The organism is Ramlibacter tataouinensis, assembly GCF_027941915.1.
In the GTDB taxonomy this organism is placed as follows: domain Bacteria; phylum Pseudomonadota; class Gammaproteobacteria; order Burkholderiales; family Burkholderiaceae_C; genus Ramlibacter; species Ramlibacter tataouinensis_C.
In genome coordinates this window covers 4,316,502-4,342,837 of the sequence record NZ_CP116009.1, presented here as the reverse complement: position 1 = coordinate 4,342,837, position 26,336 = coordinate 4,316,502, and the positions used below count along the sequence as shown (strand labels likewise).

The following is a 26,336-nucleotide window of genomic DNA, read 5'->3' as shown; positions in this document are numbered from 1 at the left end:
CTTCATGCTTCGAGCGAAATTATCGTTTGCCGCCGCCGTATCGATGCTGCTGCTGGCGGGGTGCTCCACGACCGAGACGGACAAGACGGCGACCTGGAGCCCGAACCGGATCTACGCCGAGGCCCGCGACGAGATGAACGCCGGCTCCTACGACAAGGCGGTGCCGCTGTTCGAGAAGCTCGAGGGCCGCGCGGCCGGCACGCCGCTGGCGCAGCAGGCGCAGCTCGAGAAGGCCTACGCCCACTACAAGGCCGGCGACCAAGCCCAGGCCATGGCGACGCTGGACCGCTTCATGAAGCTGCACCCGGCCAGCCCCGCCGTCGACTACGCGCTGTACCTCAAGGGCCTGGTCAACTTCAACGACAACCTGGGCCTGTTCTCGTTCCTGTCGCGGCAGGACCTGTCCGAGCGCGACCAGAAGGCGGCCAAGGAATCCTTCGAGTCGTTCCGCGAGCTGGTGACCCGCTTCCCGGAGTCGCGCTACACGCCCGATGCGCGCGCCCGCATGACGTACATCGTCAACTCGCTGGCGCAATACGAAGTGCACGTGGCGCGCTACTACTACACCCGGGGCGCCTACGTGGCCGCCATCAACCGCGCGCAGTCGGCGCTGGCCGATTACCGCGAAGTGCCGGCGCTGGAGGAAGCCCTGTTCATCCTGATGCGCTCGTACGACGCGCTCGGCATGGCCCAGCTGCGCGACGACAGCCGCCGCGTGCTGGAGAAGAACTACCCGGACAGCGACTACCTGACCAAGGGCTTCAAGGCCAAGGCAGCCGAACCCTGGTGGAAGTTCTGGTGAGCTGCCGGCGCCACGACGACAACAGGCCCGCTTCGGCGGGCCTCGTCGTTTCTAGGCCGATGCAAGGGCCCGGACGGCGGACAGGTCGTCGAGCGCCGCTTCGAATTCGTCCTGCGTGGTCAGCCGCCGCATCGGCGGCAGCGCCGCGAGCAGGCGGCGCCCGTACGGCATGCCGGCCAGGCGGGTGTCGCACACGACCAGGATGCCGCGGTCGGTTTCGCGCCGGATCAGGCGGCCGGCGCCCTGCTTGAGGGCCACGGCGGCTTCGGGCACGAAGTAGTCCTTGAAGGCGTTGCGGCCCTGCCCTTCCAGGCGCTGCGAGCGCGCTTCCACCAGCGGGTCGCCCGGCGGCGGGAACGGCAGCTTGTCGATCACGACCAGCTCCAGCGCATCGCCCGGCACATCCACGCCTTCCCAGAACGAGGCCGACGCGACCAGCAGGCAGCCGGGTCCGCCCTGCTGCGAGCCTTCCCGGAAGCGCTCGATCAGGCGGCGCTTGGGCCACTGGCCCTGGACCAGCACCTCGACCTCGCTCGAATCCCGAAAGCGCTGCTGCAGGTCCTCGCCGACGGCGCGCAGGGCCCGCAGCGTGGTGGTCAGCACCATGGTGCGGCCGCCCAGCCGCTGCGCGGCGCCGGCGGCCAGCTGCGCGACGGCGCCGGCGTGGCCCGGGTCGGCCGGCCGGGGCAGGTCGCGCGGCAGGTACAGCGCCGCCTGCGACGGGTAGTCGAACGGGCTGCCCACCCGCAGCACCCGCGCGTCCTGCAGGCCGCAGGGCTCGGTGAACCAGCTCAGGCGCTCGTCGTCGCCCAGCGTCGCCGAGGTGAAGATCCAGGCGCGGCGCGGCGGCGCGGCGTCCTGCGCTTCGCCCCACTCGTCGGCCGGCTCGGTGGCCGTGTCGGCGGCCGGTTCGGCCTTGAGCAGCTTGCCGCGCACGGCTTCGGCGATGTCCAGCGGCGACTCCACCAGCCGCAACTGCAAGCCCACGTCGAGCCAGCGCACCGAGCCGGGCTCGGCCTCGGACAGGAAGCGCGCCGCCCGTTCAGCCAGGGCGGCGGCGCGCTCCTGCAACCGGATGAAGTCGGGCGCGATCTCGCTGACGGTCGCGAGCGCATCGATCGCATCTTCGCAGGCCGACTGCACGTCGGCCAGCGCCGCCTGCCAGTCGGCCGCCGGCACGCCTTCGGGCGCCGCGCCGGCCCAGCGCAGCCGGCTCGAGGCCGAGGCGCGCCCGACCACCATCCGCAGCTCGCGCGTGGCGCGCTCCAGCGCCCCGGCCACCTGCTGCCAGTCCTGCAGGCCGCGCGCCAGCTGCAGCCCGGCCGCCAGCAGGTCGCGCGTGAAGTCCAGCAACTGCCCGGTGCCGAGCTGGCGGCCGAGGAACTGCACGCCGGTTTCATTGAGCTGGTGCGCCTCGTCGAACACGGCCACGCGCACCGTCGGCAACAGCTCGGCCATGCCCGACTCGCGCACCGCCAGGTCGGCAAAGAACAGGTGGTGGTTGACCACCACCACGTCGGCCGCGAGCGCCTCGCGCCGCGCGTGGTTGACGTGGCACTCGCGAAAGCGCGGGCAGGCGGAGCCCAGGCAGTTCTCGCGCGTCGAGGTCACCAGCGGGATGACGGGCGAACGCTCGTCCAGGCCGGGCAGCTCGGCCAGGTCGCCGGTGCGGGTGGCCTGCGCCCACTGCTCGACCCGGGCCAGGGCGGCCATGGCGCTGCGATCGGCGGCGCCGGGGTCCTGGCGCGCCAGCTCCATCCGGTGCAGGCACAGGTAGCTGCCCCGGCCCTTGAGCAGCGCGGTGCGCACCGGCAGCCCCAGCGCTTCCACCAGGCGCGGCAGGTCGCGGCCGAACAGCTGGTCCTGCAGGGTCTTGGTGGCGGTGGACAGCAGCACCCGCTCGCCCGACAGCAGCGCCGGCACGAGGTAGGAGAAGGTCTTGCCAACGCCGGTGCCGGCCTCGACCACCAGCGCGCCGCCCTGTTCGATGGCGGCTGCCACGGCCAGCGCCATCTCGGTCTGGGCCGGCCGGGCCCGGAAGGCCGGCACCGCGCGGGGCAAGGCGCCATCGGCGGCAAAGGCCAGCCCCACGGCTTCGGTCAACGTCATCAGGCGGGTTCTTTGGGATCGAGCGCCAGTTCCAACTGCACGATCTGGTCGCGCAAAGCGAGGCGGCGCTTCTTCAGGCGGCGCAGCGCCAGTTCGTCGATCGGGTTCTGCTGCCCGGCGCGGTCGATCAGCGCATCCAGGTCGGCGTGCTCCATCCGCAGCTCGATCAGGCGCCGCTCGGGCGAGTGCAGGTTGGATTCCACGGGAGTTGTTGGCGAGGACGCGCCGGGAGCTCGGCGGGTGTCGGACGATAATACGTCTTCCGAGGGCAACAAGCGAGAGCGCCGGGCCGGCGCACTTCCTCCAGCAGCATGGCTAAAGGCTATCGACTCACCGCCGCCACCGGCATCCACAAGGGTGACCGCGAATACCAGCAGGACCAGGTCGCGCTGATCGCGCACCCGCGGGTCAGCGGCTGCGTGCTGGCGGTGGTGGCCGACGGCATGGGCGGCCGCAGCGGCGGGCGCAAGGCGTCCGACCAGGTGATGCTGACGGCCAAGCAGCTGTTCGAGCGCTACTCGCCGGACCACGACGAGGCCGGCGGCCTGCTCAAGCAGGTGGTGCAGGAAGCGCACCTGGTGATCAAGCTCACCGCCATTGCCGCCGAGCAGGAGCCGCACAGCACCATCGCCGCCTACCTGATCAACCCGGCGGGCGACTGCCACTGGGTGCATGCAGGCGACTCGCGCATCTACCACTTCCATGGCAGCAAGCTGGTCAAGCGCACGCTCGACCACTCGTATGTGCAGACGCTGGTCGACGCCGGGCAGCTGACCGAGGAAGAGGCCAACGTCCATCCGCAGTCCAACATCCTGATGGGCTGCCTGGGCGCGGAGGAGGATCCTCCGGCCACGCTGCACTTCGTGCCCCAGCTTCGCCCGGGTGACGTGCTGATGGCCTGCAGCGACGGCGTCTGGCACTACTTCAGCCCCGACGAGCTGAGCTCGGTGCTGTCCTCGCTGTCGCCGCGCGAGGCGAGCGAGTTCCTGATCGAGAAGGCGCGCTCGCGCGGGCGCGGCGCCGGCGACAACCTGTCGCTGGTGATCGTCAAGCTCGAGCCGCTGGAGGGCTGAGGCCCCTCCCGCGCGGCGCGCGCCGCTGCACGCTCAGGGCGGAACCGGCAGCGGCTTGGCCGGCTTCCCTTCCCGCGCGGCGCGCTCCAGCATCCTGGCCTTGCGCTCCTGCGCTTCCGTCACCCGCTCGCGGTGGCGCTGTGCGTTCTGCTGCGTGTCGGGCTCGGTCCGGGCGTCGCGCGGCTGGGCCGCGCGTTCGGCGCGCCCCTGGGCCTGCTCGCGGTTGCGCTGCGCATCCCCGGCCTTGGCGGCAGCGCGTTGCTGGCGATCGCGCTCGTCCTGCTGCGCGCGGGCACGGTCTTCCTCGCGCTGGCGCGCCTGCGCATCGCGGCGCTCGTCGAGATCCTTCATGCGCTCGGCGGCCCGGCGCTTGCGCTCGGCATCCTCGAGGGTGATCTCCTGGGCCCGCAGCGGAGCTAGCGCATCGCGCCGCCTGGAGCGGGCCTCGGCCAGGCAGTCGTTGACCGCGAACTTGCCGTAGCAGGCGCGCTGGTCGCGTTCGAAATCGCCCTCGATGCGGCTGCGCTCGGTGGCGATGCGCGCCCGCTCGGCCGCTTCGTCCGCCGGCGTCTGGGCGGCGGCCGGCAGCACGGCCCAGAGGGCCAGCAGCAGGCAGGACTTGTTCATGTCAGGCGGGTGTCCACCGTGCGGCGCTCCTGCGCCAGGTACTCGGCCGACTGCATCTCGTTCAGGCGCGAGACGGTGCGCGGGAACTCGTGCGCCAGCGGCCCTTCGGTGTACAGCTGTTCGGGCGGCACGGCGGCGGACAGGATCAGTTTCACGCGCCGATCGTAGAGCACATCCACCAGCCAGGTGAATCGGCGTGCTTCCGACGCCAGGTTGACCGGCATGAACGGCACGTCGGACAGCAGCACGGTGTGGAACTGGCTGGCGATCTCCAGGTAGTCGTTCTGCGAGCGCGGCCCGCCGCACAGCGTGCGGAAGTCGAACCAGACCACGCCGCCGGCCTTGCGCCGGGCGCGGATCTGGCGCTGCTCGATCTGCAGCACCGCATCCTCGTCGTGCACCTCGGCCAGTTCGTCGAAGGCCCGGCCCATCTCGGCGTCGGCGCCGGGACCCAGCGGCGTGTGATAGAGGCGGATGTGCTCCATCGTGCGGCGCCGGTAATCGGTGCCGTTGTCGACGTTGATCACCTCCAGCTTCTGGTTGAGCAAGGCGATCGCCGGCAGGATGCGGTCGCGGTGCAAGCCGTTGGGGTACAGGTCGTCGGGTCGGAAGTTGGAGGTCGTGACGAAGCCGACGCCGTTGTCGAACAGGGCCTGCAGCAGCCGGTGCAGGATCATGGCGTCGGTGATGTCGGCGACGTGGAACTCGTCGAAGCAGATCAGCCGGAAGCGCCTGGCGATGCGCTCGCCCAGCTCATCGAGCGGGTTGACCGTGCCCTGCAGCTCGGCCAGCTCGCGATGCACCTCGCGCATGAACTCGTGGAAGTGCAGCCGCGTCTTGCGCTTGAGCGGCACGGCGTTGTAGAAGCAGTCCATCAGGAAGCTCTTGCCGCGCCCCACCCCGCCGTACATGTAGACGCCGCGCGGCACCTCGGGCCGGTTGATCAGCTTCTTGAAGACGTTGGAGCGCTGCTCCTTGAACTGCGCCCACTCGCGCGCGCAGCGGTCCAGCGCTTGGACCGCGCGCAACTGGGCCGGGTCGCTCTGGTAGCCGCGCGCCTGCAACTCCCGCTCGTAGGCCTCGCGGACACTCATCACCGGTGGCGGGCCGCTCAGAAGTTCAGCGTCCGCTTGTCCACCGCCAGCGCCGCTTCCTTGGTCGCCTCCGACAGGGACGGGTGGGCATGGCAGATGCGCGCGATGTCCTCGCTGGAGGCGCGGAACTCCATCGCCACCACCGCCTCGGAGATCAGCTCGCTGGCCATCGGGCCGACGATGTGCACGCCCAAAATCTCATCGGTCTGGGCATCGGCGAGGACCTTGACCATGCCGGTGGTGTCGCCCAGCGCCCGCGCACGGCCGTTGGCCATGAAGGGGAACGTGCCGGCCTTGTACGCCACGCCGTCGGCCTTGAGCTGCTGCTCGGTGCGGCCGACCCAGGCGATCTCCGGGCTGGTGTAGATCACCCAGGGGATGGTGTTGAAGTTCACGTGCCCGTGCTGGCCGGCGATGCGCTCGGCCACCGCCACGCCCTCTTCCTCCGCCTTGTGCGCCAGCATCGGGCCGCGCACCACGTCGCCCACCGCCCAGACGTTGGGCAGGTTGGTGCGGCACTGGTCGTCGACCACGATGGCGCCGCGCTCGTCCAGCTTCAGCCCCACGGCTTCGGGGTTCAGGCCGATCGTGTTCGGCACCCGGCCGATCGAGACGATCACCTTGTCCACGTCCAGCTTGCGGGCCTCGCCCTTGGCGTCGGTGTAGGCCACGGAGACGCCCTTGTCGCCGCGGTTCTTCACCTCGCCGACCTGGACGCCCAGCTCGATCTTCAGGCCCTGCTTGTCGAAGGCCTTGCGCGCCTCCTTGGCGATCTGCTCGTCGACCGCGCCCAGGAAGGTGGGCAGCGCTTCCAGCACGGTGACTTCGGCACCGACGCGGCGCCACACCGAACCCATCTCAAGTCCGATCACGCCGGAGCCGATCAGGGCCAGCTTCTTCGGCACGGCCGGGATGCGCAGCGCGCCGTCGTTGGACAGGATGTTGGTTTCATCGAAGTTCACCCCGGGCAGCGCGCGCGGGTTGGAGCCGGTGGCGACGATCACGTCCTTGCCGGTCAGGGTCTCCTCGGACGTGCCCGAGACCTTGATCTCGTAGCCGTCGGCGCCGCCCTTGGCGAAGGAGCCGCGTCCGTGGAAGAAGCTGACCTTGTTCTTCTTGAACAGGTACAGGATGCCGTCGTTGTTCTGCTTCACGACCGCGTCCTTGCGGGCGATCATCTTCTCGATGTCGATCGACAGCCCGCTGACGGCGATGCCGTGGTCGGCGAAGTGCTTGCCCGCGTGCTCGTAGTTTTCCGAGGACTGCAGCAGCGCCTTGGACGGGATGCAGCCGATGTTGGTGCAGGTGCCCCCGGGGGCGGGCTTGCCGTCCTTGTTCTTCCACTCGTCTACGCAGGCGGTGCTGAAACCGAGCTGCGCCGCGCGGATGGCGGCGATGTAGCCGCCGGGCCCGCCGCCGATGACGACGACGTCGAATTGCTTGTTGGCCATGGGAAAAGTCTCTTTCGGGCGCAGCCCGCCTCAAAGTACGAGGCCCCGAAAGGGGCCTCGTTTCCGGTTGCTTAAATGTCGAACAGCAGGCGCGCCGGATCCTCCAGCGCTTCCTTCATGGCCACCAGCCCCAGCACGGCCTCGCGGCCGTCGATGATGCGGTGGTCGTAGCTCATGGCCAGGTAGTTCATCGGCCGGATCACGATCTGGCCGTTCTCCACCACGGCGCGGTCCTTGGTGGCGTGCACGCCCAGGATGGCCGACTGCGGCGGGTTGATGATCGGGGTCGAGAGCATCGAGCCGAACACGCCGCCGTTGGAGATCGAGAACGTGCCGCCGGTGAGCTCCTCCAGCCCCAGCTTGCCGTCGCGCGCCTTGGCGCCGAACTCGGCGATCTTCTTCTCGATGTCGGCGAACGACATCTGGTCGGCGTTGCGCAGGATCGGGACCACCAGCCCGCGCGGCGAACCCACCGCGATGCCGATGTCGAAGTAGCCGTGGTAGACGATGTCGGTGCCGTCCACGCTGGCGTTGATCACCGGGTACTTCTTCAGCGCATGGACCGCGGCCTTGACGAAGAAGCTCATGAAGCCGAGCTTGACGCCGTGCTCCTTCTCGAACTTCTCCTGGAACTTCTTGCGCATCTCCATCACCGGGGCCATGTTGACCTCGTTGAAGGTGGTCAGGATCGCGTTGGTGGCCTGCGACTGCAGCAGCCGCTCGGCCACGCGCGCGCGCAGGCGGCTCATGGGCACGCGCTGCTCGGGGCGGTCGCCCAGGTCGGCCGGACCGGCCGGCGCGGCGACTTGCGGCAGGGCCGGGGCAGCCGGCCGCGCGGCCGGCACCAGCGGCGCCACGGCGGCCTTGGCGGTGCCCCCGGCCACCGCGGACAGCACGTCACCCTTGGTCACGCGGCCATCGCGGCCGGTGCCGGCCACGGAGCCGGCCGCCAGCTGGTTGTCGGCCATCAGCTTGGCGGCAGCCGGCATGGCGATGTCGGACTTGGCGCCGCCGGCCGCCGCCGGGGCTGCGGCGGGTTGCGCAGCAGCGGGCGCGGGCGCAGCCGCAGCCGCGGCGGGAGCCGGCGCACCGGCGCGGGCTTCGGTGTCGATCTTGGCGATCACCTGCTCCGCCACCACCGTGCCGCCATCGGCCACCACGATCTCGGCCAGCACGCCGGCGCTGGGCGCCGGCACCTCGAGCACCACCTTGTCGGTCTCGATCTCGATCAGGATCTCGTCCTGGGCGACAGCCTCGCCGGGCTTCTTCTTCCACTGCAGCAAGGTGGCCTCGGCCACCGATTCGGACAGCTGCGGCACCTTGACTTCAACGATTGCCATTTGAGTTCGTTCCTTGTGTTTCTTGCATGCATGACGCATGACTGCGCGCCGCGCGCCCGATGACCATCGACCCTTGCGTCATTCGTCATCGCCGCCGCGCAGCGGCCAGTCACGGGTCACTTGGTGAGGACAAATCCCTTGAGCTTCGCGAACGCGGCCTCCACCAGGGCCTTCTGCTGCTCCTGGTGCAGGTGGGCGTAGCCCACCGCGGGCGAGGCCGAGGCGGCACGGCCGGCGTAGCCGAGCTTCTGGCCTTCCTGCATGTTCTCGTGGATGTTGTGCTGGATGAAGAACCAGGCGCCCTGGTTCTGCGGCTCGTCCTGGCACCACACGAGGTCGGTGGCGTTGGGGTACTTGCGCAGTTCCGCGGCGAAGGCCTTGTGCGGGAACGGGTAGAGCTGCTCCACGCGCAGGATCGCGACGTCGTCGGCGCCCTTCTCCTCGCGCTTCTTGGCCAGGTCGTAGTAGACCTTGCCCGAGCAGATGACCACCCGCTTGACCTTGTCGGCCTTGAGCTCCTTGTGCTCGGGGATCACGGTCTGGAAGCCGCCCCGGGTGAACTCGGACAGCGGCGAGGTGGCGTCCTTGTTCCGCAGCAGCGACTTGGGCGTCATGATCACCAGCGGCTTGCGCAGCGGGCGCACCATCTGGCGGCGCAGCAGGTGGAAGATCTGGCTGGCCGTGGTGGGCTGGCAGACCTGCATGTTGGTGTCGGCCGACAGCTGCATGAAGCGCTCCAGGCGCGCCGAGCTGTGCTCCGGGCCCTGCCCTTCGTAGCCGTGCGGCAGCATCAGCGTGATGCCGTTGACGCGGCCCCACTTCACTTCGCCGGAGGCGATGAACTGATCGATCACGACCTGCGCGCCGTTGGCGAAGTCGCCGAACTGGGCCTCCCAGATCACCAGCGTGTTCGGGTCGTTCGAGGCGTAGCCGTACTCGAAGCCCAGCACTGCCTCTTCCGACAGGATCGAGTCGATCACCACGAACGGAGCCTGGTTCTCGGCCACGTTCTGCAGCGGCACGTAGGTGCCGGTGTCCCACTTCTCGCGGTTCTGGTCGTGCAGCACCGCGTGCCGGTGGGTGAAGGTGCCGCGGCCGCAGTCCTCACCCGACAGGCGCACCGGGTAGCCGCTGGCCACCAGCGAGGCGAACGCCATGTGCTCGCCCATGCCCCAGTCGACGTTGACCTCGCCGCGGCCCATGGCGGCGCGGTCCTCGAGCACCTTGCGCACCAGCGGGTGCACGGTGAAGTTGTCCGGCACGGTGGTGATGCGCTCGGCCAGGCGCTTCCATTCGGCCGTGGGGATCGCCGTGTCGGCGGCGTCGGTCCACTTCTTGCCGAGGTACGGGGTCCAGTCGACCGCGTACTTGCTCTTGAAGTTGGTCAGCACCGGATCGACCGTGTGCTTGCCGGCATCCATGGCGGCGCGGTAGGCCTTGACCATGTCGTCGCCCAGCGTGTCGCCCAGGCCCTGGGCTGCCAGCTTGTCGGCGTACAGCTTGCGCGTGCCGGGGTGGGCCGCGATCTTCTTGTACATCAGCGGCTGGGTGAGCGAGGGCGTGTCCTGCTCGTTGTGGCCCAGCTTGCGGAAGCAGACGATGTCCAGCACCACGTCGGTGCCGAACTCCATGCGGTACTCCAGCGCCAGCTGGGTGGCCAGCACCACCGCTTCGGGGTCGTCGCCGTTCACGTGCAGCACCGGCGCCTCGATCATCTTGACCACGTCGGTGCAGTACAGCGTGGAGCGGGTGTCGCGCGGGTCGGAGGTGGTGAAGCCGATCTGGTTGTTGATGACGATGTGGACCGTGCCGCCGGTGAAGTAACCACGGGTCTCGGCCAGCGCCAGCGTCTCCTGCACCACGCCCTGGCCGGCGATGGCGGCGTCGCCGTGCACCAGCACCGGCAGCACCTGCTTGCCCCTGGGGTCGGCGCGGCGGTCCATGCGGGCGCGCACCGAGCCCTCGACCACCGGGTTGACGATCTCCAGGTGCGAGGGGTTGAAGGCCAGCGACAGGTGGACCGGGCCGCCGGGCGTGCTGACGTCGGAGGAAAAGCCCTGGTGGTACTTGACGTCACCGGCCGGCAGGTCTTCCTTGGCGGTGTGCTCGAACTCGGCGAACAGGTCGGCCGGCATCTTGCCGAGCGTGTTGACGAGCACGTTCAGGCGGCCGCGGTGGGCCATGCCGATCACGATCTCCTGCACGCCCTTCTCGCCGGCGCGCTGGATCAGCTCGTCCATCGAGGCGATGAAGCTCTCGCCGCCTTCCAGCGAGAAGCGCTTCTGGCCCACGTACTTGGTGTGCAGGAAGCGCTCCAGGCCCTCGGCCGCGGTCAGCCGGTCGAGGATGTGCTTCTTCTTCTCCGGCCCGAAGTTCGGGTTGGTGCGGATCGATTCGAGCTTCTGCTGCCACCAGCGCTTGCGGCCCTGGTCGCTGATGTACATGTACTCGGCACCGATGGAGCCGCAGTAGGTCTCGCGCAGCGCGTTGATCAGCTCGCGCAGCGACATGCTTTCCTTGCCGAAGAAGGTGTTGCTGGTGTTGAACACCACTTCCTGGTCGGCGGCCGTGAAGCCGTAGAAGGACGGCTCCAGCTCGGGGATGTTCTCGCGCTCGGTCCGCTTGAGCGGGTCGAGGTCGGCCCAGCGGCTGCCCACGTTGCGGTAGGCGGCGATCAGCTGCTGCACCGCGGTGCGCTTGCGGGCCAGTTCGGGATCGGCGCCGCCGGCCACCACCACCTTGGTGCCGCCCTGCTTGGCGCGCTGGGCGAAGGCGTTGATGACGGGCAGGTGCGGGACGTCGCGCGCTTCGCTGCCGTCGGCCGCCGGCACGTGCTGCATCGCGTCGAAGTATTCGCGCCAGTTGTCGGGAACGCTGCCCGGGTTGGCCAGGTAGTTCTCGTACATCTCCTCCACGTAGGGCGCGTTGCCGCCGAACAGATAGGAGTTGCCGCGATAGGCCGTGTAGACGGAGCTGGGATCGCTCATCTCGCTGACTTTCTGCCCCCCTTCAGGGAGCTTCAGTTGGTTGAAGAAACCTTCCGCGACACGGCTGGACCGGTTGGCGGATGCGAACTGTGGGCTGGAAGGGCCGTGGACTGTTGCACGGGGGATTGTGCCATGAGGCGGCTCGCCCCGCGTCGTGCGCAGTCGGATGTCAGCGGCCCATCAGGTCCTTCACCTGCTGCAGGGCCGACGGGTCCTCGATGGTGGTCAGGTCGCCGGGGTCGCGGTCTTCGCAGACGGCCTGGATGGCGCGGCGAAGCAGCTTGCCGCTGCGCGTCTTGGGCAGCAGCCCGACGAAGCGCACCCGCGCCGGGCGCGCCACGGCGCCGAGCTGCTGGTCGACCAGCTTCAGGATGTCGCCTTCGAGCTTCAGCGCCGCCTGCGGCTCGGCCAGCGCCGCCGCGTCGCGCGGCACGGCGAAGGCCATCGCCACCTGGCCCTTGACCGGATCGGCGACGCCGACCACCGCCACCTCGGCCACGCCCGGGTGGCTGGAGATGCTTTCCTCGATCTCGCGCGTGCCCAGCCGGTGGCCGGCCACGTTGATCACGTCGTCGGTGCGGCCCAGGATGTAGTAGTAGCCGTCCTCGTCGCGGATGCCCCAGTCGAAGGTGCTGTAGACCTGCTTGCCGGGGATGGTCTGCCAGTAGGTGCGCACGAAGCGCTCGTCGTCGCGCCACACCGTCTGCATGAAACCCGGCGGCGTCGGCCCCTCGATCACCACCACGCCCTTCTGGCCGGCAGCGGTGAGTTCCTCGCCGGTGGACTCGTGCAGGATCTTCACCTTGTAGCCGTACATCGGCACACCCGGGCTGCCGAGCTTGCTGGGCTTGGCCTCGACGCCGTTGGCGACGGTCAGGATGGGCCAGCCGCTCTCGGTCTGCCAGTAGTTGTCGATGACGGGGATGCCGAGCGCGTCGGAAATCCAGCGGGCGGTCGGCTCGTCCAGCGGCTCGCCGGCCAGGAACAGCGCGCGCAGGCTGGAGAGGTCGTACTTCTTCAGGTAAGCCGGGTCCTGCTTCTTGAGCACCCGCACCGCGGTCGGCGCGCTGAACATGGCCGTGACCTTGTACTTCTCGACCAGGCTCCACCAGATGCCGGCGTCGGGCCGGATCGGCAGGCCGTCGTACAGGATGGTCGCCATGCCGGCGATCAGCGGGCCATAGACGATGTAGCTGTGGCCGACCACCCAGCCGATGTCGCTGGTGGAGAAATAGGTCTCGCCGGGGCGGCCCATGAAGATGTGCCGCATGCTGGCCGCCAGTGCCACGGCATAGCCGCCGACATCGCGCTGCACGCCCTTGGGGTTGCCGGTCGTCCCGCTGGTGTAGATGGTGTAGCTGATGTCGGTGGATTGGAGCCATTCGCAGGGCACCTGGGCGTCCAGGTGCCGCTCGCGCAGCGCGGCCCAATCGTGGTCGCGGCCGGCGACCCGCTCCATCGGCGCCAGCCCGCGGTCGGCCAGCAGCACGGCATCGGGCTTGTGCGAGGACAGGCGGATCGCCTCGTCCAGCAGCGGCTTGTAGGCGATGACCTTGCCGGCCCGCGAGCCGGCGTCGGCGCTGACGATCACGCGCGGCGCGGCATCCTCGATGCGGGTGGCCAGCGACACCGAGGCGAAACCACCGAACACCACCGAGTGGATGGCACCGATGCGGGCACAGGCCAGCATGGCGAATACCGCTTCCGGAATCATGGGCATGTAGATCAGCACCCGGTCGCCCTTGGCCACGCCGAGCGACTGCAGCATGGCGGCGGCACGCTGGACTTCGGCATGCAGTTCGCCGAAGTTGTAGACCCGTTCGGTGCCCGTCTCGGTGGAGACGTGGATCAGCGCCGGCTGGTTGGGACGCTCCTGCAGGTGCCGGTCGACCGCGTTGTGGCACAGGTTGGTGGTGCCGCCGACGAACCAGCGCGTGAACGGCGCCCGGCTGTCGTCGAGGATCTGCCGCGGCGGCTCGTGCCAGTCGATCAACCGGGCCTGCTCGGCCCAGAATTCCTCGGGTTGCTCGACGGAGCGGCGGTAGAACTCGGCGTAGCCCATGGGCGTCTCCTCTCGGCTGCTGTGCCGGGGTATTGTGGCCCCCGGCCTTGCCCGAGGCTGACGCCGCGCCGCCGGACCCCTACTTGACGAGGGCCAAGGCCTGGCGGAAGCGCGGGTGCTCCGCGCTTCGCAGCCACTCGAAGACGACCATCTCCGTGGTGACCAGTTCGCAGCCGGCGCCCGCCAGCCGGTCGAAGGCGGCGTCGCGGTTGCGCTCGGTGCGCGAGCTGCAGGCGTCGGTGACCACCCAGACCTCGAACTCGTCTTCCAGCAGCTCGAGCGCGGTCTGCAGCAGGCACACGTGGGCTTCGCAGCCGGCCAGCACGATGCTGTTGCGTCCGGGTTCGGGCGCGGCTTGCTTCTGCAGGTGCCTGGGCAGGCTGCGGGCGTTGCCCTGGGGCCCGCGGGCCGGCGGCCGCAACCGCGGCGCCAGATCCTGGGCGGCGCTGAACGCCATCTTGGGCAGCACCTTGCCCAGCAGGGGCGTCAACGAGGCATCGAGCGGACCCAGGCCGGCGGGGTTCTCCTCGGTGCCCCAGCTGGGCACGTCCAGCAACTGCGCGGCCTGGGCCAGGCGCAGGGCATTGGCGATCACGGCGGCGCCGTCGTGGATCGCCGGCATCAGGCGTTGCTGGTAGTCGACCAGCACCAGTTGGGAATCTTCGGCGTCCAGCAGCATGCGAGCGATCGGTCGGGAGGGGCCGCCGATTATCCCCGCGGCCGGGGCGTCACCGCGCCGCCACGTTCAGCGGCAGCGGCATCGGCACGGTCGGCGGCAGTTCGGTTTGCGCGAACGAACGGTCCTGCAGCACCGGACGGCGCGGATTGCCCGATGGTGGGGCGGCTGGCGGATCGTCCTGCAGCGGCATCGGCCGGGAATGCCGCTCGCGCTCGCGCCGCAGGTAGCGGCGCCGCCGCTCTTCCTGCTCGCGCCCCCAGGCCAGCTTGCGGCCGAGCGTGCGGTGCAGCGCCCGCAGGTCATCCTCCTCCTCGCCGAGGCGGCCGAGCAGGAAGTCGGGTACCAGCATGATCTCGCTGTCGCCGGCCTCGAACTCGATGCGCGAGGGCGCGCCCAGAACCTGCTGCAGCGCCTGCAAGGCCCGCTCGCGGCCGGCGCCCGGCAGCAGCACGGCGAACTCGACCGGACCGGTGCGCGCCGCCAGCCCGCGCTCGCCGGCGATCTCCGCGAGCTTGCCGGACAGGCGCTGCAGCAGGATCCGGGCCACCCGGCTGCCATAGATCTGGCGCACTTCCAGCAGGTCGCGGCAATCGAACACCACCAGGGTCGCCACCGCCGGGCTTCTAGCCGCCAGCAGTTCCTCGCCATAGGCGAGCAGACCCGCCAGCGAGCACAAGCCCGTGGCGGAATCGAAGCAGTGCGCCTCTCGACGCGCGTGCAGGCGCCGCAACCACCGGCCCGCCGCCACCGCTGCCGCCACGAGCGGCAGCGCCAGCAAGGCGGTCATCGGTCCGCCGGGGACGACCGCCGCTTCGGCCAGCATCACCACCGGGGCCGCCTGCAGCAAGGCGAACGCGGCCAGGCCCAGGCTCCAGGCTGGGCGCAGCACCACCCCATAGGCCACGACGGCGATCGCCAGCCAGGCCAGCCAGAGGGCATCCACCGAAACCGCGCCGACCGCTGCCTGCAGGGGCAGGAAGAGCGCGGCGGCGGTGACCGCGAAGGCCCGGCCGCCGAGTTCGCGCTGGCGCCGGGCCGGACGTGCCTGGGCCCACGCGGCAGCCAGCAGCGGCAGCAGGGCCACGGTGCCGGCCGCTTGCAGGTCGGCCTGCAGGTAAACCGCGAGTGCCGTCAGGCTGACACCCATCGCCCCCAGCAGCCAGGGCTCCATCCGGCGCACGCTGCTGGACACCCAGCTGTGCGGCAGGCCGGGCCGGCTGCCGCTGCGCGAACCGTGTCCGGGGCGGCTGGACGGCGCGGGCGTATCGGCGGGCGTGCTGACTTCGTTCACTGGGGGTTGGCACGCGGCTGCAGTCGGGCGCCGCGTTTACATCGAGTGACCAGATGAAACCACTGATGAGTGACAGTGCGATTAAGCGCGTTCAGGTCCGCTCTTAAGGAATTTGCCTAGCAGCGCGCCGCCAGCGCGACAGGGCCCCGCTCGAGCCGCGGGTAAACTTTCCGCGGTCCCGCTCAGCCATGGCCGCGCAAATGTCTTCTGCTTTCTTGCCTGCCGTGCGGTTGCTCTGCGTGGAGGACAACCCCGACGATGTCGAACTGATGGGCATCGCGTTGCAGCGGGCCGACGCGACCCGGCGCTACGAACTGCACCGCGTCGACGACGCCACCAGCTTCGGCCAGGGCCTGCAGGAGGACTACGACGCGATCCTGTGCGACTTCAACATGCCGCGCTTCTCGCCCTACGCGGCCCTGCAGATCCTGATGGCGCGGCAGTTGGCCGTGCCGCTGATCGTGGTGACCCGCGCCATCGGCGAGGAAGCGGCGGTGCACGTGCTGCGCTGCGGCGCCAAGGACTACGTCACCAAGGACAAGCTGGGCACGCTGCCGCAGATCATCGAGCGGGTGATGGCCGAGCGCCGGCGTGCGGCCGACCAGGAGCGCATGGCGCGCGAGCTGGAAGCGGCGTACCGCCGCCTCAAGAAGCTGTCGGCGCGGCTGGTGGCCGCGCAGGAGCGCGAGCGCAGCCTGATCTCGCGCGAGCTGCACGACCAGCTCGGGCAGACCCTGACCGGCATGGTGATCCACCTGCACGCCGCCCAGCGCTCGCCCGACCCGCAGGCGGCCCGCCAGCACACCGGCACCGCGATGGAGATGGCGCAGGCGGCCGTCGAGCAGGTCAAGACCCTGTCGTTCCTGTTGCGTCCGGCCCAGCTGGACCTGTTGGGACTGGTGCCCGCCGTGCAGGCCGCGGTGCAGCGCATCGCCGAGCCGGCCGGGCTGGCGTTCGAGGTCACTGCGCGCGGGGCCGAACCGCGGCCGCCCGGTGAAAATGCTTCGGTGGCCATGCGGCTGGTGCAGGAGGCGCTGGTGAACACCGTGCGCCATGCGCGCGCCGCCCTGGTGCGCGTGCGCCTGCGCTTCCTGCCGGATGGCCGCATCGGGCTGCTGGTGCTGGACGACGGCGCCGGCTTCGACAAGCATTCGGTCCTCGACGGCCAGCCCAGCGAACGCAATGTCGGGCTGTACGGCATGATCGAGCGCACGGAGGTGGCCGGCGGGCGGCTGCACATCCGCACTCGTCCGGGTGCCGGTGTCGCCGTCCGGGCCGTGCTGTAAAAAGAGAAGATGAGAGAAGTCCAACCGAAGACGGCCGCAAAGCCCATCCGCGTGGTGCTGGCCGACGACCATGACCTGGTGCGATCGGGCATCAAGGCCCTGCTGACGATGGTGGAAGGCGTCGAGGTGATCGCCGAGGCGCGCGACGGCCGCGAGCTGGTGACCCTGGTCGATTCGCTGCAGCCCGACGTGGTGATGACCGACATCTCGATGCCGGGCATGGATGGCATTGCCGCCATCGCCGAGATCCACGGCAAGCACCCCGGCGTGCGCCTGCTGGTGCTGTCGATGTACGACACGGTCGATTTCGTCAAGCGCGCGGTAGCCAGCGGCGCCTGCGGCTACCTGATGAAGGACGCGCCGCCGTTCGAACTGGAGCAGTCGATCCGCAGCGTGATGGCCACCGGCACCTACTTCAGCCCGGTCATCGCGCAGCGCCTGCTGCAACCCTCGGAACCGGCCGCCAGCGACGAGCTGACCGACCGGCAGCTCGAGATCCTCAAGCTGATCGCGCAGGGAAGGGCTTCCAAGGAAATCGCCTTCGAACTGGGGCTGTCGTCCAAGACGGTCGACGTGCACCGGGCCCGGATCATGGAGCGCCTCAAGCTCAACGACATCGCCAGCCTGACCCGCTACGCGGTGCGCAAGGGCCTGGTGAAGGCCTGAGCCGCCGCTTCAGGGCTGCAGTCGCAGCAGCCGGCCGTTGGCGCTGTCGGTCAGCAGGTACAGCAGCCCGTCGGGCCCCTGGCGCACGTCGCGCACCCGGCCCACGCCCTCGAGCAGGCGGTGCTCGCGCACGACCTTGCCGCCTTCCAGCTCGACCCGGTCGAGGTAGCCGAACTTGAGCGAGCCGATGAAGAGGTTGCCTTTCCAGCCCGGGCCGTAGCGGTCGCTGGTCAGGAAGGCCATGCCCGATGGGGCGATCGACGGCACCCAGTAGTGCAGCGGCTGCTCCATTCCGGGCTTGGAGGTCAGTCCTTCGCCGATCTTGGCGCCGCCGTAGTTCACGCCCCAGGTGATCACCGGCCAGCCGTAGTTGCGGCCTGCTTCGGGCAGGTTGATCTCGTCGCCGCCCTGGGCGCCGTGCTCGTGCATCCAGAAGCGGCCATCCGGCGCCAGCGTCGCGCCCTGCGAATTGCGGTGGCCGTAGCTCCAGATCTCGGGCAGCGCGCCATCGCGGCCGACAAAGGGGTTGCCGGGCGCCGGCGCGCCATTCTTGGTGACCCTGATCACCTTGCCGAGATGGTTGTCCAGCCGCTGCGCGTCCTGCATGCGCGAATAGCGATCGCCGGTGGTCAGGAACAGGGTGCCGTCACGCGCCTCGACGATGCGGCAGCCGAAGTGCATCCGGCTGTCCACCTTGGGCTTCTGGCTGAAGATCACCTGCACGTCCTCCAGCCGGCTGCGGTCGCTGGCCAGCCGCGCCTTGGCCAGGGCGGTGGAGTTGCCGCCGCTGCCCGGCTCGGAGAAGCAGAAGTACAGCGTCCGGTTGGTCGCGAAGCCCGAGTCCAGCACCAGGTCCAGCAGGCCGCCCTGGCCGGCGGCGACCACCTCGGGCACGCCGGGCAGCGGCGGCCCGAGCCGCCCATCCGGCTCCACCACCCGCATCCGGCCCGGCCGCTCGGTCACGAGGAAGCGGCCCTCGTCCAGGAAGGCCACCGCCCAGGGATGCTCCAGCCCGGCTGCTACGGGCGTGGCCCGGGGTTGGGCCGCGACCCCGGCGGCCAGGCTGGCCAGCAGGGCGGCAAACAGTGACGCTCGCCGGAGCCGGGCGCTCGCATCGAAAGGAACCATCTCCATGACCTCCTGTGACGGGGACGCCGCCCGTTCGCACTCTGGCCTGAAAGAACCGAGGTGAAAATGCATCAGCATCAACGGCTTACATTGCGAACCTCGCTTGACTTCTTGTATCACGCTCCTTACCCTGCGCGCCATGTCGAGGTGGCTCAGCATTGTTCCAGTCCTGGCCCTGGCCGTGTCGGCGGCGCATGGCGCGCCAACTGCGGCCGAGGATGACCTGCACCGTTTCATGGCCGAGAAAGGCGTCTTGAGCCGGCTCGATGCGGTGCGCGAGCGCATCACCGACACCACCTCGGAGCTGGTGGTCACGGCCATGGGCTTCCTGGGCGTGCCCTACCGCCGCGGCGGCAACAGCGCCGACACCGGCTTCGATTGCAGCGGCTTCGTCAAGGCCATGTACGAGCAGACGGTCGGGCTGGTGCTGCCGCGCAAGGCCGACCAGCAGGCCGCCGCCACCCAGGCGATCGACAAGCAGGACCTGCGCCCCGGCGACCTGGTGTTCTTCAACACCATGCGGCGCGCCTTCAGCCATGTCGGCATCTACGTCGGCGACGGCAAGTTCATCCACTCGCCCAAGCCCGGCGCCGAAGTGCGCCTGGAGAGCATGAACGGCAGCTACTGGCAGCGCCGCTTCGACGGCGCCCGCCGGGTGCTGGTGGCCCAGCCTTCCCCGGCGGCCGAGCCATAACGCTCGCCCTGCCCCGCACTACTTGCGCGGGGGCGGCACGTCGGTGCAGGTGCCCTCGGCGATCTCCGCCGCCATGCCGATGCTCTCGCCCAGCGTCGGGTGCGGGTGGATGGTCTTGCCGATGTCCACCATGTCGGCGCCCATCTCGATGGCCAGCGCGACCTCGCCGATCATGTCGCCGGCGTGGGTGCCGACGATGGCACCGCCCAGGATGCGGTGCGTCTGCGCATCGAACAGCAGCTTGGTGAAGCCCTCGTCCCGGGCGTTGGCGATCGCCCGGCCGGAGGCCGACCAGGGGAAGTGGCCCTTGGTGATGGCGATGCCCTGGGCCTTGGCCTGGTCCTCGGTCAGGCCCACCCAGGCCACTTCCGGGTCGGTGTAGGCGACGTTCGGAATGACCCGCGCCTCGAACGCGCTCTTCAGGCCGGCGGCCGCTTCGGCCGCCACATGCCCCTCGTGCACGGCCTTGTGTGCGAGCATGGGCTGGCCGACGATGTCGCCGATGGCGTAGATGTGCGGCACGTTGGTGCGCATCTGGATGTCGACCGGGATGAAGCCACGTTCGTCGACCTGCACGCCGGCCTTGTCGGCGGCGATGCGCCGGCCGTTGGGGCTGCGGCCGACCGCCTGCAGCACGAGGTCGTAGAGCTGGGGTTCGGCGGGCGCCTGCTCGCCCTCGAAGCGAACCAGGATGCCGTCCTTCGTCGCTTCGGCGCCAACGGTCTTGGTCTTGAGCATGACCTTGTCGAAGCGGCGCGCGTTCATCTTCTGCCACACCCGCACCAGGTCGCGGTCGGCGCCTTGCATCAGGCCGTCGAGCATCTCCACCACGTCGAGCCGCGCGCCCAGCGTGGAGTACACCGTGCCCATCTCCAGCCCGATGATCCCGCCGCCCAGGACGAGCATGCGCTTGGGGACCGCCGGGAGCTCCAGCGCACCGGTGGAATCGACGATGCGCGGATCCTGCGGCAGGAACGGCAGGCGAACGGCCTGCGAGCCGGCGGCGATGATGGCGTTGCGGAAACGCAGCGATTGCTTCTGGCCGGTGGGCTCCTGCGCCGGGCCGGCGGTCTCGGCCACTTCCAGCTCGTGCGGGCCGGTGAACTGGCCCACGCCACGCAGCACCGTGACCTTGCGCATCTTCGCCATCGCCGCCAGGCCGCCGGTGAGCTTGCCCACGACCTTGGCCTTGTGGGCGCGCAGCTTGTCCAGGTCGACCTGGGGCGCTCCGAAGCTCACCCCCAGCGATTCGAAGTGGCTGGCCTCGTCCATCACGGCCGCGACGTGCAGCAGCGCCTTGGACGGAATGCAGCCGACGTTGAGGCACACACCGCCCAGCGTGCCGTAGCGCTCGACAAGCACCACCTTCAGGCCCAGGTCGGCCGCCCTGAACGCGGCCGAGTAGCCGCCGGGGCCGCCGCCGAGCACCAGGACATCGCAGTCGAAACTGGCACTGCCGGCCTCGCCCGTCGTTCGGGCAGCGGCCGGCTCATCCCGCTCTACTCCCGCTGGCGCCGGAGCACGCGCTGCCGGCTCCTGCGCCGGCGCCGCGCGCTCTTCCTGCAGGGGCGAGGGCTGGGGTGCAGGACTCGCATCAAGGGCCTCCAGCACCAGCAGCAAGCTGCCTTCGGACACCCGGTCCCCGAGCTTGACCTTGAGTTCCTTCACCACGCCCGCGTGGCTGGACGGAATCTCGATCGAGGCCTTGTCGCTCTCCACCGTGACCAGCGACTGCTCCTGCTTCACTTCGTCGCCGGGCTGCACCAGCAGCTCGATCACGGCCACATCCTTGAAGTCCCCGATATCGGGGACCTTGACATCGACCCGGCTCATTTGGCTTCCTTCATCCGCAGCGTGAACAGGTCGAAAGGCAGCGCCGAGTTGCGGTCGAACTCGCAGCCGGCGGTGATGCCGGCCTCGGCCACTTCGCGCGCGGTCTTGGCCTTGCCGTAGATCGAATGCATGGCGCCCAGCGCGAAGCTGCGGCCCGAGCCGATGCCCCAGAACTCCTTGAACTCGAACACCTCGCGGTAGCTGTACAGGCCGTAGATGCCACTGGCGTTGGCGATCACGACGCTGAACTGGCTGGACTCGTAGGGATCGCTGTCCTCTTCCTTGGTCTGCAGGAAGAAGTTGTCCTTCAGGTACGGGTGCAGCTTGGTGAAGGTGTCGAACACCTCGTCCTTGCTGCCCAGCTGGAGGATCTCGCGGGGCATGGAGCCGATGGCCTTGCGCAGCACCGGGAAGTGCGCCACGGTGCCGGCCATGCCGATGTAGCTGGGACCGGCTTCGGTGTCGACGCGGAAGATCTTGGTGTTGTCTTCGTAGCGCTTGGACAGCATCGTGTCACCGAAGGTCACCAGGGTATCGGCGGCGATGGCGATCTGGCCGGCCTTCCTTACTACCACCACAGTCGTCATAAGCGATGTTCTTCTTGCTTGCGGATCGGCTCTCGGTCAGAGGAGCATGCGGCGGAAATCCGCCAGGATGGCGCCCAGGAAGGCGTTGAAGCGGGCCGCGGCGGCGCCGTCGACCACGCGGTGGTCCCAGGACAACGACAGCGGCAGCACCAGCCGCGGCTGGAACTGCTGGCCGTCCCAGACCGGTTCGGTCCGGCTGCGGCACACCCCGAGGATAGCGACTTCCGGGGCATTGATGATGGGAGTGAAGTAGCGCCCGCCGATACCGCCCAGCGACGAGATCGTGAAGGTCGCGCCGCTCATCTCGGTCGGCGACAGCTTGCCGTCGCGCGCCTTCTTCGCCAGTTCCGACATCTCGGTGCTGATCTGCAGGATGCCCTTGCGGTCGGCCTCCTTGATCACCGGCACCACCAGGCCGTTGGGCGTGTCGGCAGCGAAGCCGATGTTCCAGTAGCGCTTCAGGACCACCTGCTCGCCGTCCAGCGAGCTGTTGAACTCGGGGAACTGCTTGAGCGCCGCCACGCAGGCCTTGATCAGGAACGCGAGCATGGTGACCTTGACGCCGCTCTTCTCGTTTTCCTTGTTGAGCTGCAGGCGGAACGCTTCCAGTTCGGTGATGTCGGCGTCGTCATGGTTGGTGACGTGCGGGATCATCACCCAGTTGCGATGCAGGTTGGGGCCGGCGATCTTGCGGATGCGCGACAGGTCCTTGCGCTCGACCGGGCCGAACTTCGCGAAGTCCACCTCAGGCCAGGGCAGCAGGCCGAGGCCGGCGCCGCCCGCGGCCGCCCCGCCCTTGCCGGCGGCCATCTGCGTGCGGGCGTCGCCGCGCATCACCGCCTTGGTGAAGTTCTGCACGTCCTCCTGCAGGATCCGGCCCTTGGGGCCGGAGCCCCGGACCTCCTCCAGCGGCACGCCCAGTTCGCGCGCGAACTTGCGCACCGAGGGCGACGCGTGCGGCAGCTTGCCGGCGGGCGCCGCCGGTTCGTGCGGCGCAAGCGCGGCGGTGGGCAGGATGCGCTCACCCGCCCGGCCCTGGCTCGCCGGCGCAGCTTTGCCCGCGGTTTCGGGCGAAGGCGCCGGGGTGGCCGCAGCCTCGGCCCGCGCTGCAGCGGGCGGCGGTGCGGCGCTTTCGCCCGCTGCACCCTCGATCACCGCGATCAGGTCGCCGATGTTCACCTTGTCGCCGAGGCCGACCTTGAGCTCCTTGAGCACCCCCGCTGCCGAAGACGGGATCTCCATCGAGGCCTTGTCGCTTTCCACCGTGATCAGCGACTGCTCCAACCGGACGGCATCGCCCGGCTTGACCAGCAGTTCGATGACGGCGACGTCCTTGAAGTCGCCGATGTCGGGGACGCGGACTTCGATGGCGGCCGGCTGGCTCTCCCCTCCTCCCGTCCGGGCGGACGCTTGGGCTGGAGCCAAGGCGGGGGCCGACGGGGCCGGCGCTGCAGGCGTCGAGGCCTGCGCCCCCACCCTGCCCTGCTCCGCAGGCGCAGGGCTCGCGGCGCCCGCATCGCTGGCTTCGAGGACCAGCAGCACGCTGCCCTCGGACAGCTTGTCCCCCAGCTTGATCTTCAGCTCCTTCACCACGCCGCCGTGGCTGGAAGGAATCTCCATCGAGGCCTTGTCCGACTCGACGGTGACCAGTGACTGCTCCGGCTTGATCCGGTCACCCGGCTGGACCAGCACTTCGATGACGGCGACGTCCTTGAAGTCCCCGATGTCCGGAACCTTCACTTCGACCGATGCCATGGGCCTGTTCTCCTGTTTGTTCTTGTGAGCCGCCGGCCGGCGGTCAACAACGATACCCCGCGCTGCAGGCTGCGGCGCTGGCCCTTTCGGGGGGCCGCCTCCTGCTCATGCGTACAACGGGTTGATCTTGTCGGCGGCAATGCCGTACTTCGCGATCGCCTCGGCCACCCGGGAGGCCGGCACCTTGCCGTCCTCGCTCAGGCCCTTGAGCGCCGCCACCACGATGTAGTGGCGGTTGATCTCGAAGTGCTCGCGCAGCCGGCTGCGGAAGTCGCTGCGGCCGAAGCCGTCGGTGCCCAGCACCTTGTAGGCCTGGCCCTGGGGGATGAACGGCCGGATCTGCTCGACGTACGCCTTGATGTAGTCGGTGGACGCGACCACCGGTCCGGCGTGCGGCTGCAGCTGCTGCGTGACGAACGGCACGCGCGGCTGGTCGGTCGGGTGCAGCAGGTTCCAGCGCTCGCAGTCCTGGCCTTCGCGTGCCAGCTCGTTGAAGCTGGGGCAGCTCCAGACGTTGGCGCGCACGCCCCAGTCCTTCTCCAGCAGCTCCTGCGCGGCGATCGACTCGCGCAGGATGGAGCCGGAGCCCAGCAGGTTGACCAGCGGCGCCTTGTCCTTGCCCGCGGCGGGCTTGAACAGGTACATGCCCTTGATGATCTGCTCCTCGGTGCCGGGCTGCAGGCCCGGCATGGCGTAGTTCTCGTTGAGCAGCGTGATGTAGTAGAAGACGTTGTCCTGCCGCTCCACCATGCCCTTGAGGCCGTGGTGCAGGATCACCGCCACCTCGTGCGCGAACGTCGGGTCGTAGCTCACGCAGTTGGGGATGGTCTGCGCCAGGATGTGGCTGTGGCCGTCCTCGTGCTGCAGGCCCTCGCCGTTGAGCGTGGTGCGCCCGGATGTGCCGCCCAGCAGGAAGCCGCGCGCCTGCATGTCGCCGGCCGCCCAGGCCAGGTCGCCCACCCGCTGCAGGCCGAACATCGAGTAGTAGATGTAGAACGGCACCATGATGCGGTTGTTGGTCGAGTACGAGGTCGACGCCGCGATCCAGCTGGCCATGCCGCCAGCCTCGTTGATGCCCTCCTGCAGGATCTGGCCGGACTGGTCTTCCTTGTAGTAGGAGACCTGGTCGCGGTCCTGCGGGGTGTACTTCTGGCCTTCCGGGTTGTAGATGCCGATCTGTCGGAACAACCCCTCCATGCCGAAGGTGCGCGCCTCGTCCACCAGGATGGGCACGGCGCGCGGGCCGAGCTGCTTGTCGCGCAGCAGCGTGGTCAGGAAGCGCACGAAGGCCTGCGTGGTGCTGATCTCGCGGCCCTCGGCGGTCGGCTCCAGCACCGCCTTGAAGGTGTCGATCGGCGGCACCGGCAGCTGCTCCTCGGCCCTGGCCCGGCGCTTGGGCAGGTAGCCGCCCAGCGCCTGGCGCCGGGCGTGCAGGTACTTCATCTCCGGCGTGTCCTCTTCCGGCTTGTAGAAGGGGATCTCCGGCAGCTTGTCGTCGGGAATCGGGATGTTGAAGCGGTCGCGGAAGGTGCGGATGTCCTCGTCGCTCATCTTCTTGGCCTGGTGGGCGATGTTCTTGCCCTCGCCGGCGCGGCCCATGCCGAAGCCCTTGACGGTCTTGACCAGCAGCACCGTCGGCTGACCCTTGTGATTCGCGGCGCGGTGGTAGGCCGCATAGACCTTCTGCGGGTCGTGGCCGCCGCGGTTGAGGCGCCAGATGTCCTCGTCGCTCATCTTGGCGACCATCTCCAGCAGCTTGGGGTGCCGCCCGAAGAAATGCTTGCGCACGTAAGCGCCGTCGTTGGCCTTCATGTGCTGGTAGTCGCCATCCAGCGTGTCCATCATGACCTGGCGCAGGATCCCTTCCTTGTCGCGCGCCAGCAGCGGGTCCCAGTAGCTGCCCCAGACCAGCTTGATCACGTTCCAGCCGGCGCCGCGGAACTCGCCTTCCAGCTCCTGGATGACCTTGCCGTTGCCGCGCACCGGGCCGTCCAGCCGCTGCAGGTTGCAGTTGACGACGAAGACCAGGTTGTCCAGCTTCTCGCGCGCAGCCACGCCGATGGCGCCCATCGACTCGACCTCGTCCATCTCGCCGTCGCCCAGGAAGGCCCAGACCTTGCGGTTGGCGGTGTCGGCGATGCCGCGCGCGTGCAGGTACTTCAGGAAGCGCGCCTGGTAGATCGCCATCAGCGGGCCCAGGCCCATGGACACCGTCGGGAACTGCCAGAACTCCGGCATCAGCTTGGGGTGCGGGTAGCTCGACAGCCCCTTGCCGCCGACTTCCTGGCGGAAGTTCAGCAACTGGTCCTCGGTCAGCCGGCCTTCCAGGAAGGCGCGGGCATAGACACCGGGCGCGCTATGGCCCTGGATGTAGAGGCAGTCGCCGCCGTGGTTCTCGCTCTCGGCGTGCCAGAAATGGTTGAAGCCGCAGCCGAACATGGTGGCCACCGAAGCGAACGAGCTGATGTGGCCGCCCAGGTCGCCGCCGTCCTCCGGGTGCAGCCGGTTGGCCTTGACCACCATGGCCATGGCGTTCCAGCGCATGTAGGCGCGCAGCCGCTCCTCCATCTCCAGGTTGCCGGGGCAGCGTTCCTCGTCCTGCGGCTCGATGGTGTTGACGTAGCCGGTGGTGGCCGAGAAGGGCATGTCGATGCCCTCCTGCCGGGCCTGCTCCAGCAGGTGCTCCAGCAGGAAGTGGCCGCGATCGCGGCCCTCATTGGCGATCACCGCGGACAGCGCGTCGATCCATTCGCGGGTTTCCTCGGCGTCCGCATCGTTGGCGGCCGCGCCGAACGCGTGCTCGGGCTGGGCTGACATCGGGAGGTCTCCTGTGGGTTCGGGGTAATTTAGTACGGGCGCAACGGCTGGCTTG

The 26,336-nt window shown here is 69.3% G+C and carries 20 protein-coding genes; 5 read left to right on the top strand and 15 right to left on the bottom strand.

What is annotated here, in order from left to right; genetic code table 11:
* Positions 1-4: 4 nt before the first annotated feature.
* Positions 5-802, top strand: coding sequence for an outer membrane protein assembly factor BamD (locus tag PE066_RS20840; RefSeq protein ID WP_271234427.1), 798 nt, complete (start codon positions 5-7; stop codon positions 800-802).
* Between the two features lie 51 nt (positions 803-853).
* Here the strand turns inward: PE066_RS20840 and PE066_RS20835 are convergent, their stop codons facing one another.
* Complete coding sequence (locus tag PE066_RS20835) at positions 854-2,911, bottom strand: ATP-dependent DNA helicase (RefSeq protein ID WP_271234426.1); 2,058 nt, start codon at positions 2,909-2,911, stop codon at positions 854-856.
* Positions 2,911-3,114 (bottom strand): YdcH family protein, encoded by a 204-nt coding sequence (locus PE066_RS20830; protein WP_271234425.1) that lies wholly within the window; start codon positions 3,112-3,114, stop codon positions 2,911-2,913. Before PE066_RS20830 ends, PE066_RS20835 begins: the two co-directional genes overlap by 1 nt.
* A 108-nt stretch (positions 3,115-3,222) precedes the next feature.
* Between PE066_RS20830 and PE066_RS20825 the strand changes: the two genes are divergently transcribed.
* Positions 3,223-3,984: a PP2C family protein-serine/threonine phosphatase gene (locus tag PE066_RS20825; protein WP_271234424.1), complete on the top strand. Its 762-nt coding sequence runs from the start codon at positions 3,223-3,225 to the stop codon at positions 3,982-3,984.
* Positions 3,985-4,017: 33 nt separating this feature from the next.
* On the opposite strand, the gene PE066_RS20820 is transcribed toward PE066_RS20825, so the two are convergent.
* The 8 genes from PE066_RS20820 to PE066_RS20785 all read right to left on the bottom strand — a co-directional run bounded on the left by PE066_RS20820 (position 4,018) and on the right by PE066_RS20785 (position 15,515).
* On the bottom strand, positions 4,018-4,611 hold the full coding sequence (locus PE066_RS20820; RefSeq protein ID WP_271234423.1) for a hypothetical protein: 594 nt from the start codon (positions 4,609-4,611) through the stop codon (positions 4,018-4,020).
* Positions 4,608-5,705 (bottom strand): cell division protein ZapE, encoded by a 1,098-nt coding sequence (gene zapE / locus PE066_RS20815; RefSeq protein WP_271234422.1) that lies wholly within the window; start codon positions 5,703-5,705, stop codon positions 4,608-4,610. The genes PE066_RS20820 and zapE overlap by 4 nt, the downstream gene beginning before the upstream one ends.
* A 17-nt stretch (positions 5,706-5,722) precedes the next feature.
* Positions 5,723-7,156: a dihydrolipoyl dehydrogenase gene (gene lpdA / locus PE066_RS20810; RefSeq protein WP_271234421.1), complete on the bottom strand. Its 1,434-nt coding sequence runs from the start codon at positions 7,154-7,156 to the stop codon at positions 5,723-5,725.
* A 71-nt stretch (positions 7,157-7,227) separates the two neighbouring features.
* Complete coding sequence (odhB, locus tag PE066_RS20805) at positions 7,228-8,496, bottom strand: 2-oxoglutarate dehydrogenase complex dihydrolipoyllysine-residue succinyltransferase (RefSeq protein WP_271234420.1); 1,269 nt, start codon at positions 8,494-8,496, stop codon at positions 7,228-7,230.
* Between the two features lie 116 nt (positions 8,497-8,612).
* Positions 8,613-11,483: a 2-oxoglutarate dehydrogenase E1 component gene (locus PE066_RS20800; protein WP_271234419.1), complete on the bottom strand. Its 2,871-nt coding sequence runs from the start codon at positions 11,481-11,483 to the stop codon at positions 8,613-8,615.
* Positions 11,484-11,652: 169 nt separating this feature from the next.
* Positions 11,653-13,545, bottom strand: coding sequence for a propionate--CoA ligase (locus tag PE066_RS20795; protein WP_271234418.1), 1,893 nt, complete (start codon positions 13,543-13,545; stop codon positions 11,653-11,655).
* A gap of 79 nt (positions 13,546-13,624) precedes the next feature.
* Positions 13,625-14,224, bottom strand: a complete 600-nt coding sequence (locus PE066_RS20790) for an isochorismatase family protein (RefSeq protein WP_271234417.1) — start codon at positions 14,222-14,224, stop codon at positions 13,625-13,627.
* 49 nt (positions 14,225-14,273) lie between these two features.
* The gene (locus PE066_RS20785; RefSeq protein WP_271234416.1) at positions 14,274-15,515 is read right to left on the bottom strand and encodes a GGDEF domain-containing protein; all 1,242 of its coding nucleotides are present in this window, start codon (positions 15,513-15,515) and stop codon (positions 14,274-14,276) included.
* Positions 15,516-15,715: 200 nt separating this feature from the next.
* Here PE066_RS20785 and PE066_RS20780 point away from each other — a divergent pair, with 200 nt between their 5' ends.
* Both PE066_RS20780 and PE066_RS20775 read left to right on the top strand, forming a co-directional pair.
* Entirely contained in the window at positions 15,716-16,801 is a 1,086-nt protein-coding gene (locus PE066_RS20780; protein WP_271234415.1) for a hybrid sensor histidine kinase/response regulator, read from the top strand.
* A gap of 9 nt (positions 16,802-16,810) precedes the next feature.
* Positions 16,811-17,467, top strand: coding sequence for a response regulator (locus PE066_RS20775; protein WP_271234414.1), 657 nt, complete (start codon positions 16,811-16,813; stop codon positions 17,465-17,467).
* A gap of 9 nt (positions 17,468-17,476) precedes the next feature.
* Here the strand turns inward: PE066_RS20775 and PE066_RS20770 are convergent, their stop codons facing one another.
* Positions 17,477-18,595 carry a PQQ-dependent sugar dehydrogenase gene (locus PE066_RS20770; RefSeq protein ID WP_440480613.1) on the bottom strand — a complete coding sequence of 373 codons (1,119 nt, stop codon included), beginning with the start codon at positions 18,593-18,595 and terminating at the stop codon, positions 17,477-17,479.
* A gap of 139 nt (positions 18,596-18,734) precedes the next feature.
* Here PE066_RS20770 and PE066_RS20765 point away from each other — a divergent pair, with 139 nt between their 5' ends.
* Complete coding sequence (locus tag PE066_RS20765; protein ID WP_271234413.1) at positions 18,735-19,289, top strand: C40 family peptidase; 555 nt, start codon at positions 18,735-18,737, stop codon at positions 19,287-19,289.
* An 18-nt stretch (positions 19,290-19,307) separates the two neighbouring features.
* Here PE066_RS20765 and lpdA (PE066_RS20760) read toward each other — a convergent pair whose 3' ends face one another.
* From lpdA (PE066_RS20760) to aceE, 4 genes are all read right to left on the bottom strand, one after another.
* Complete coding sequence (gene lpdA / locus PE066_RS20760; RefSeq protein WP_271234412.1) at positions 19,308-21,122, bottom strand: dihydrolipoyl dehydrogenase; 1,815 nt, start codon at positions 21,120-21,122, stop codon at positions 19,308-19,310.
* Positions 21,119-21,709: an MFS transporter gene (locus PE066_RS20755; RefSeq protein ID WP_271234411.1), complete on the bottom strand. Its 591-nt coding sequence runs from the start codon at positions 21,707-21,709 to the stop codon at positions 21,119-21,121. The genes lpdA (PE066_RS20760) and PE066_RS20755 overlap by 4 nt, the downstream gene beginning before the upstream one ends.
* A 36-nt stretch (positions 21,710-21,745) precedes the next feature.
* Positions 21,746-23,464, bottom strand: coding sequence for a dihydrolipoyllysine-residue acetyltransferase (gene aceF, locus PE066_RS20750; RefSeq protein WP_271234410.1), 1,719 nt, complete (start codon positions 23,462-23,464; stop codon positions 21,746-21,748).
* A 105-nt stretch (positions 23,465-23,569) separates the two neighbouring features.
* The gene (gene aceE, locus PE066_RS20745) at positions 23,570-26,281 is read right to left on the bottom strand and encodes a pyruvate dehydrogenase (acetyl-transferring), homodimeric type (RefSeq protein ID WP_271234409.1); all 2,712 of its coding nucleotides are present in this window, start codon (positions 26,279-26,281) and stop codon (positions 23,570-23,572) included.
* Positions 26,282-26,336: the final 55 nt, after the last annotated feature.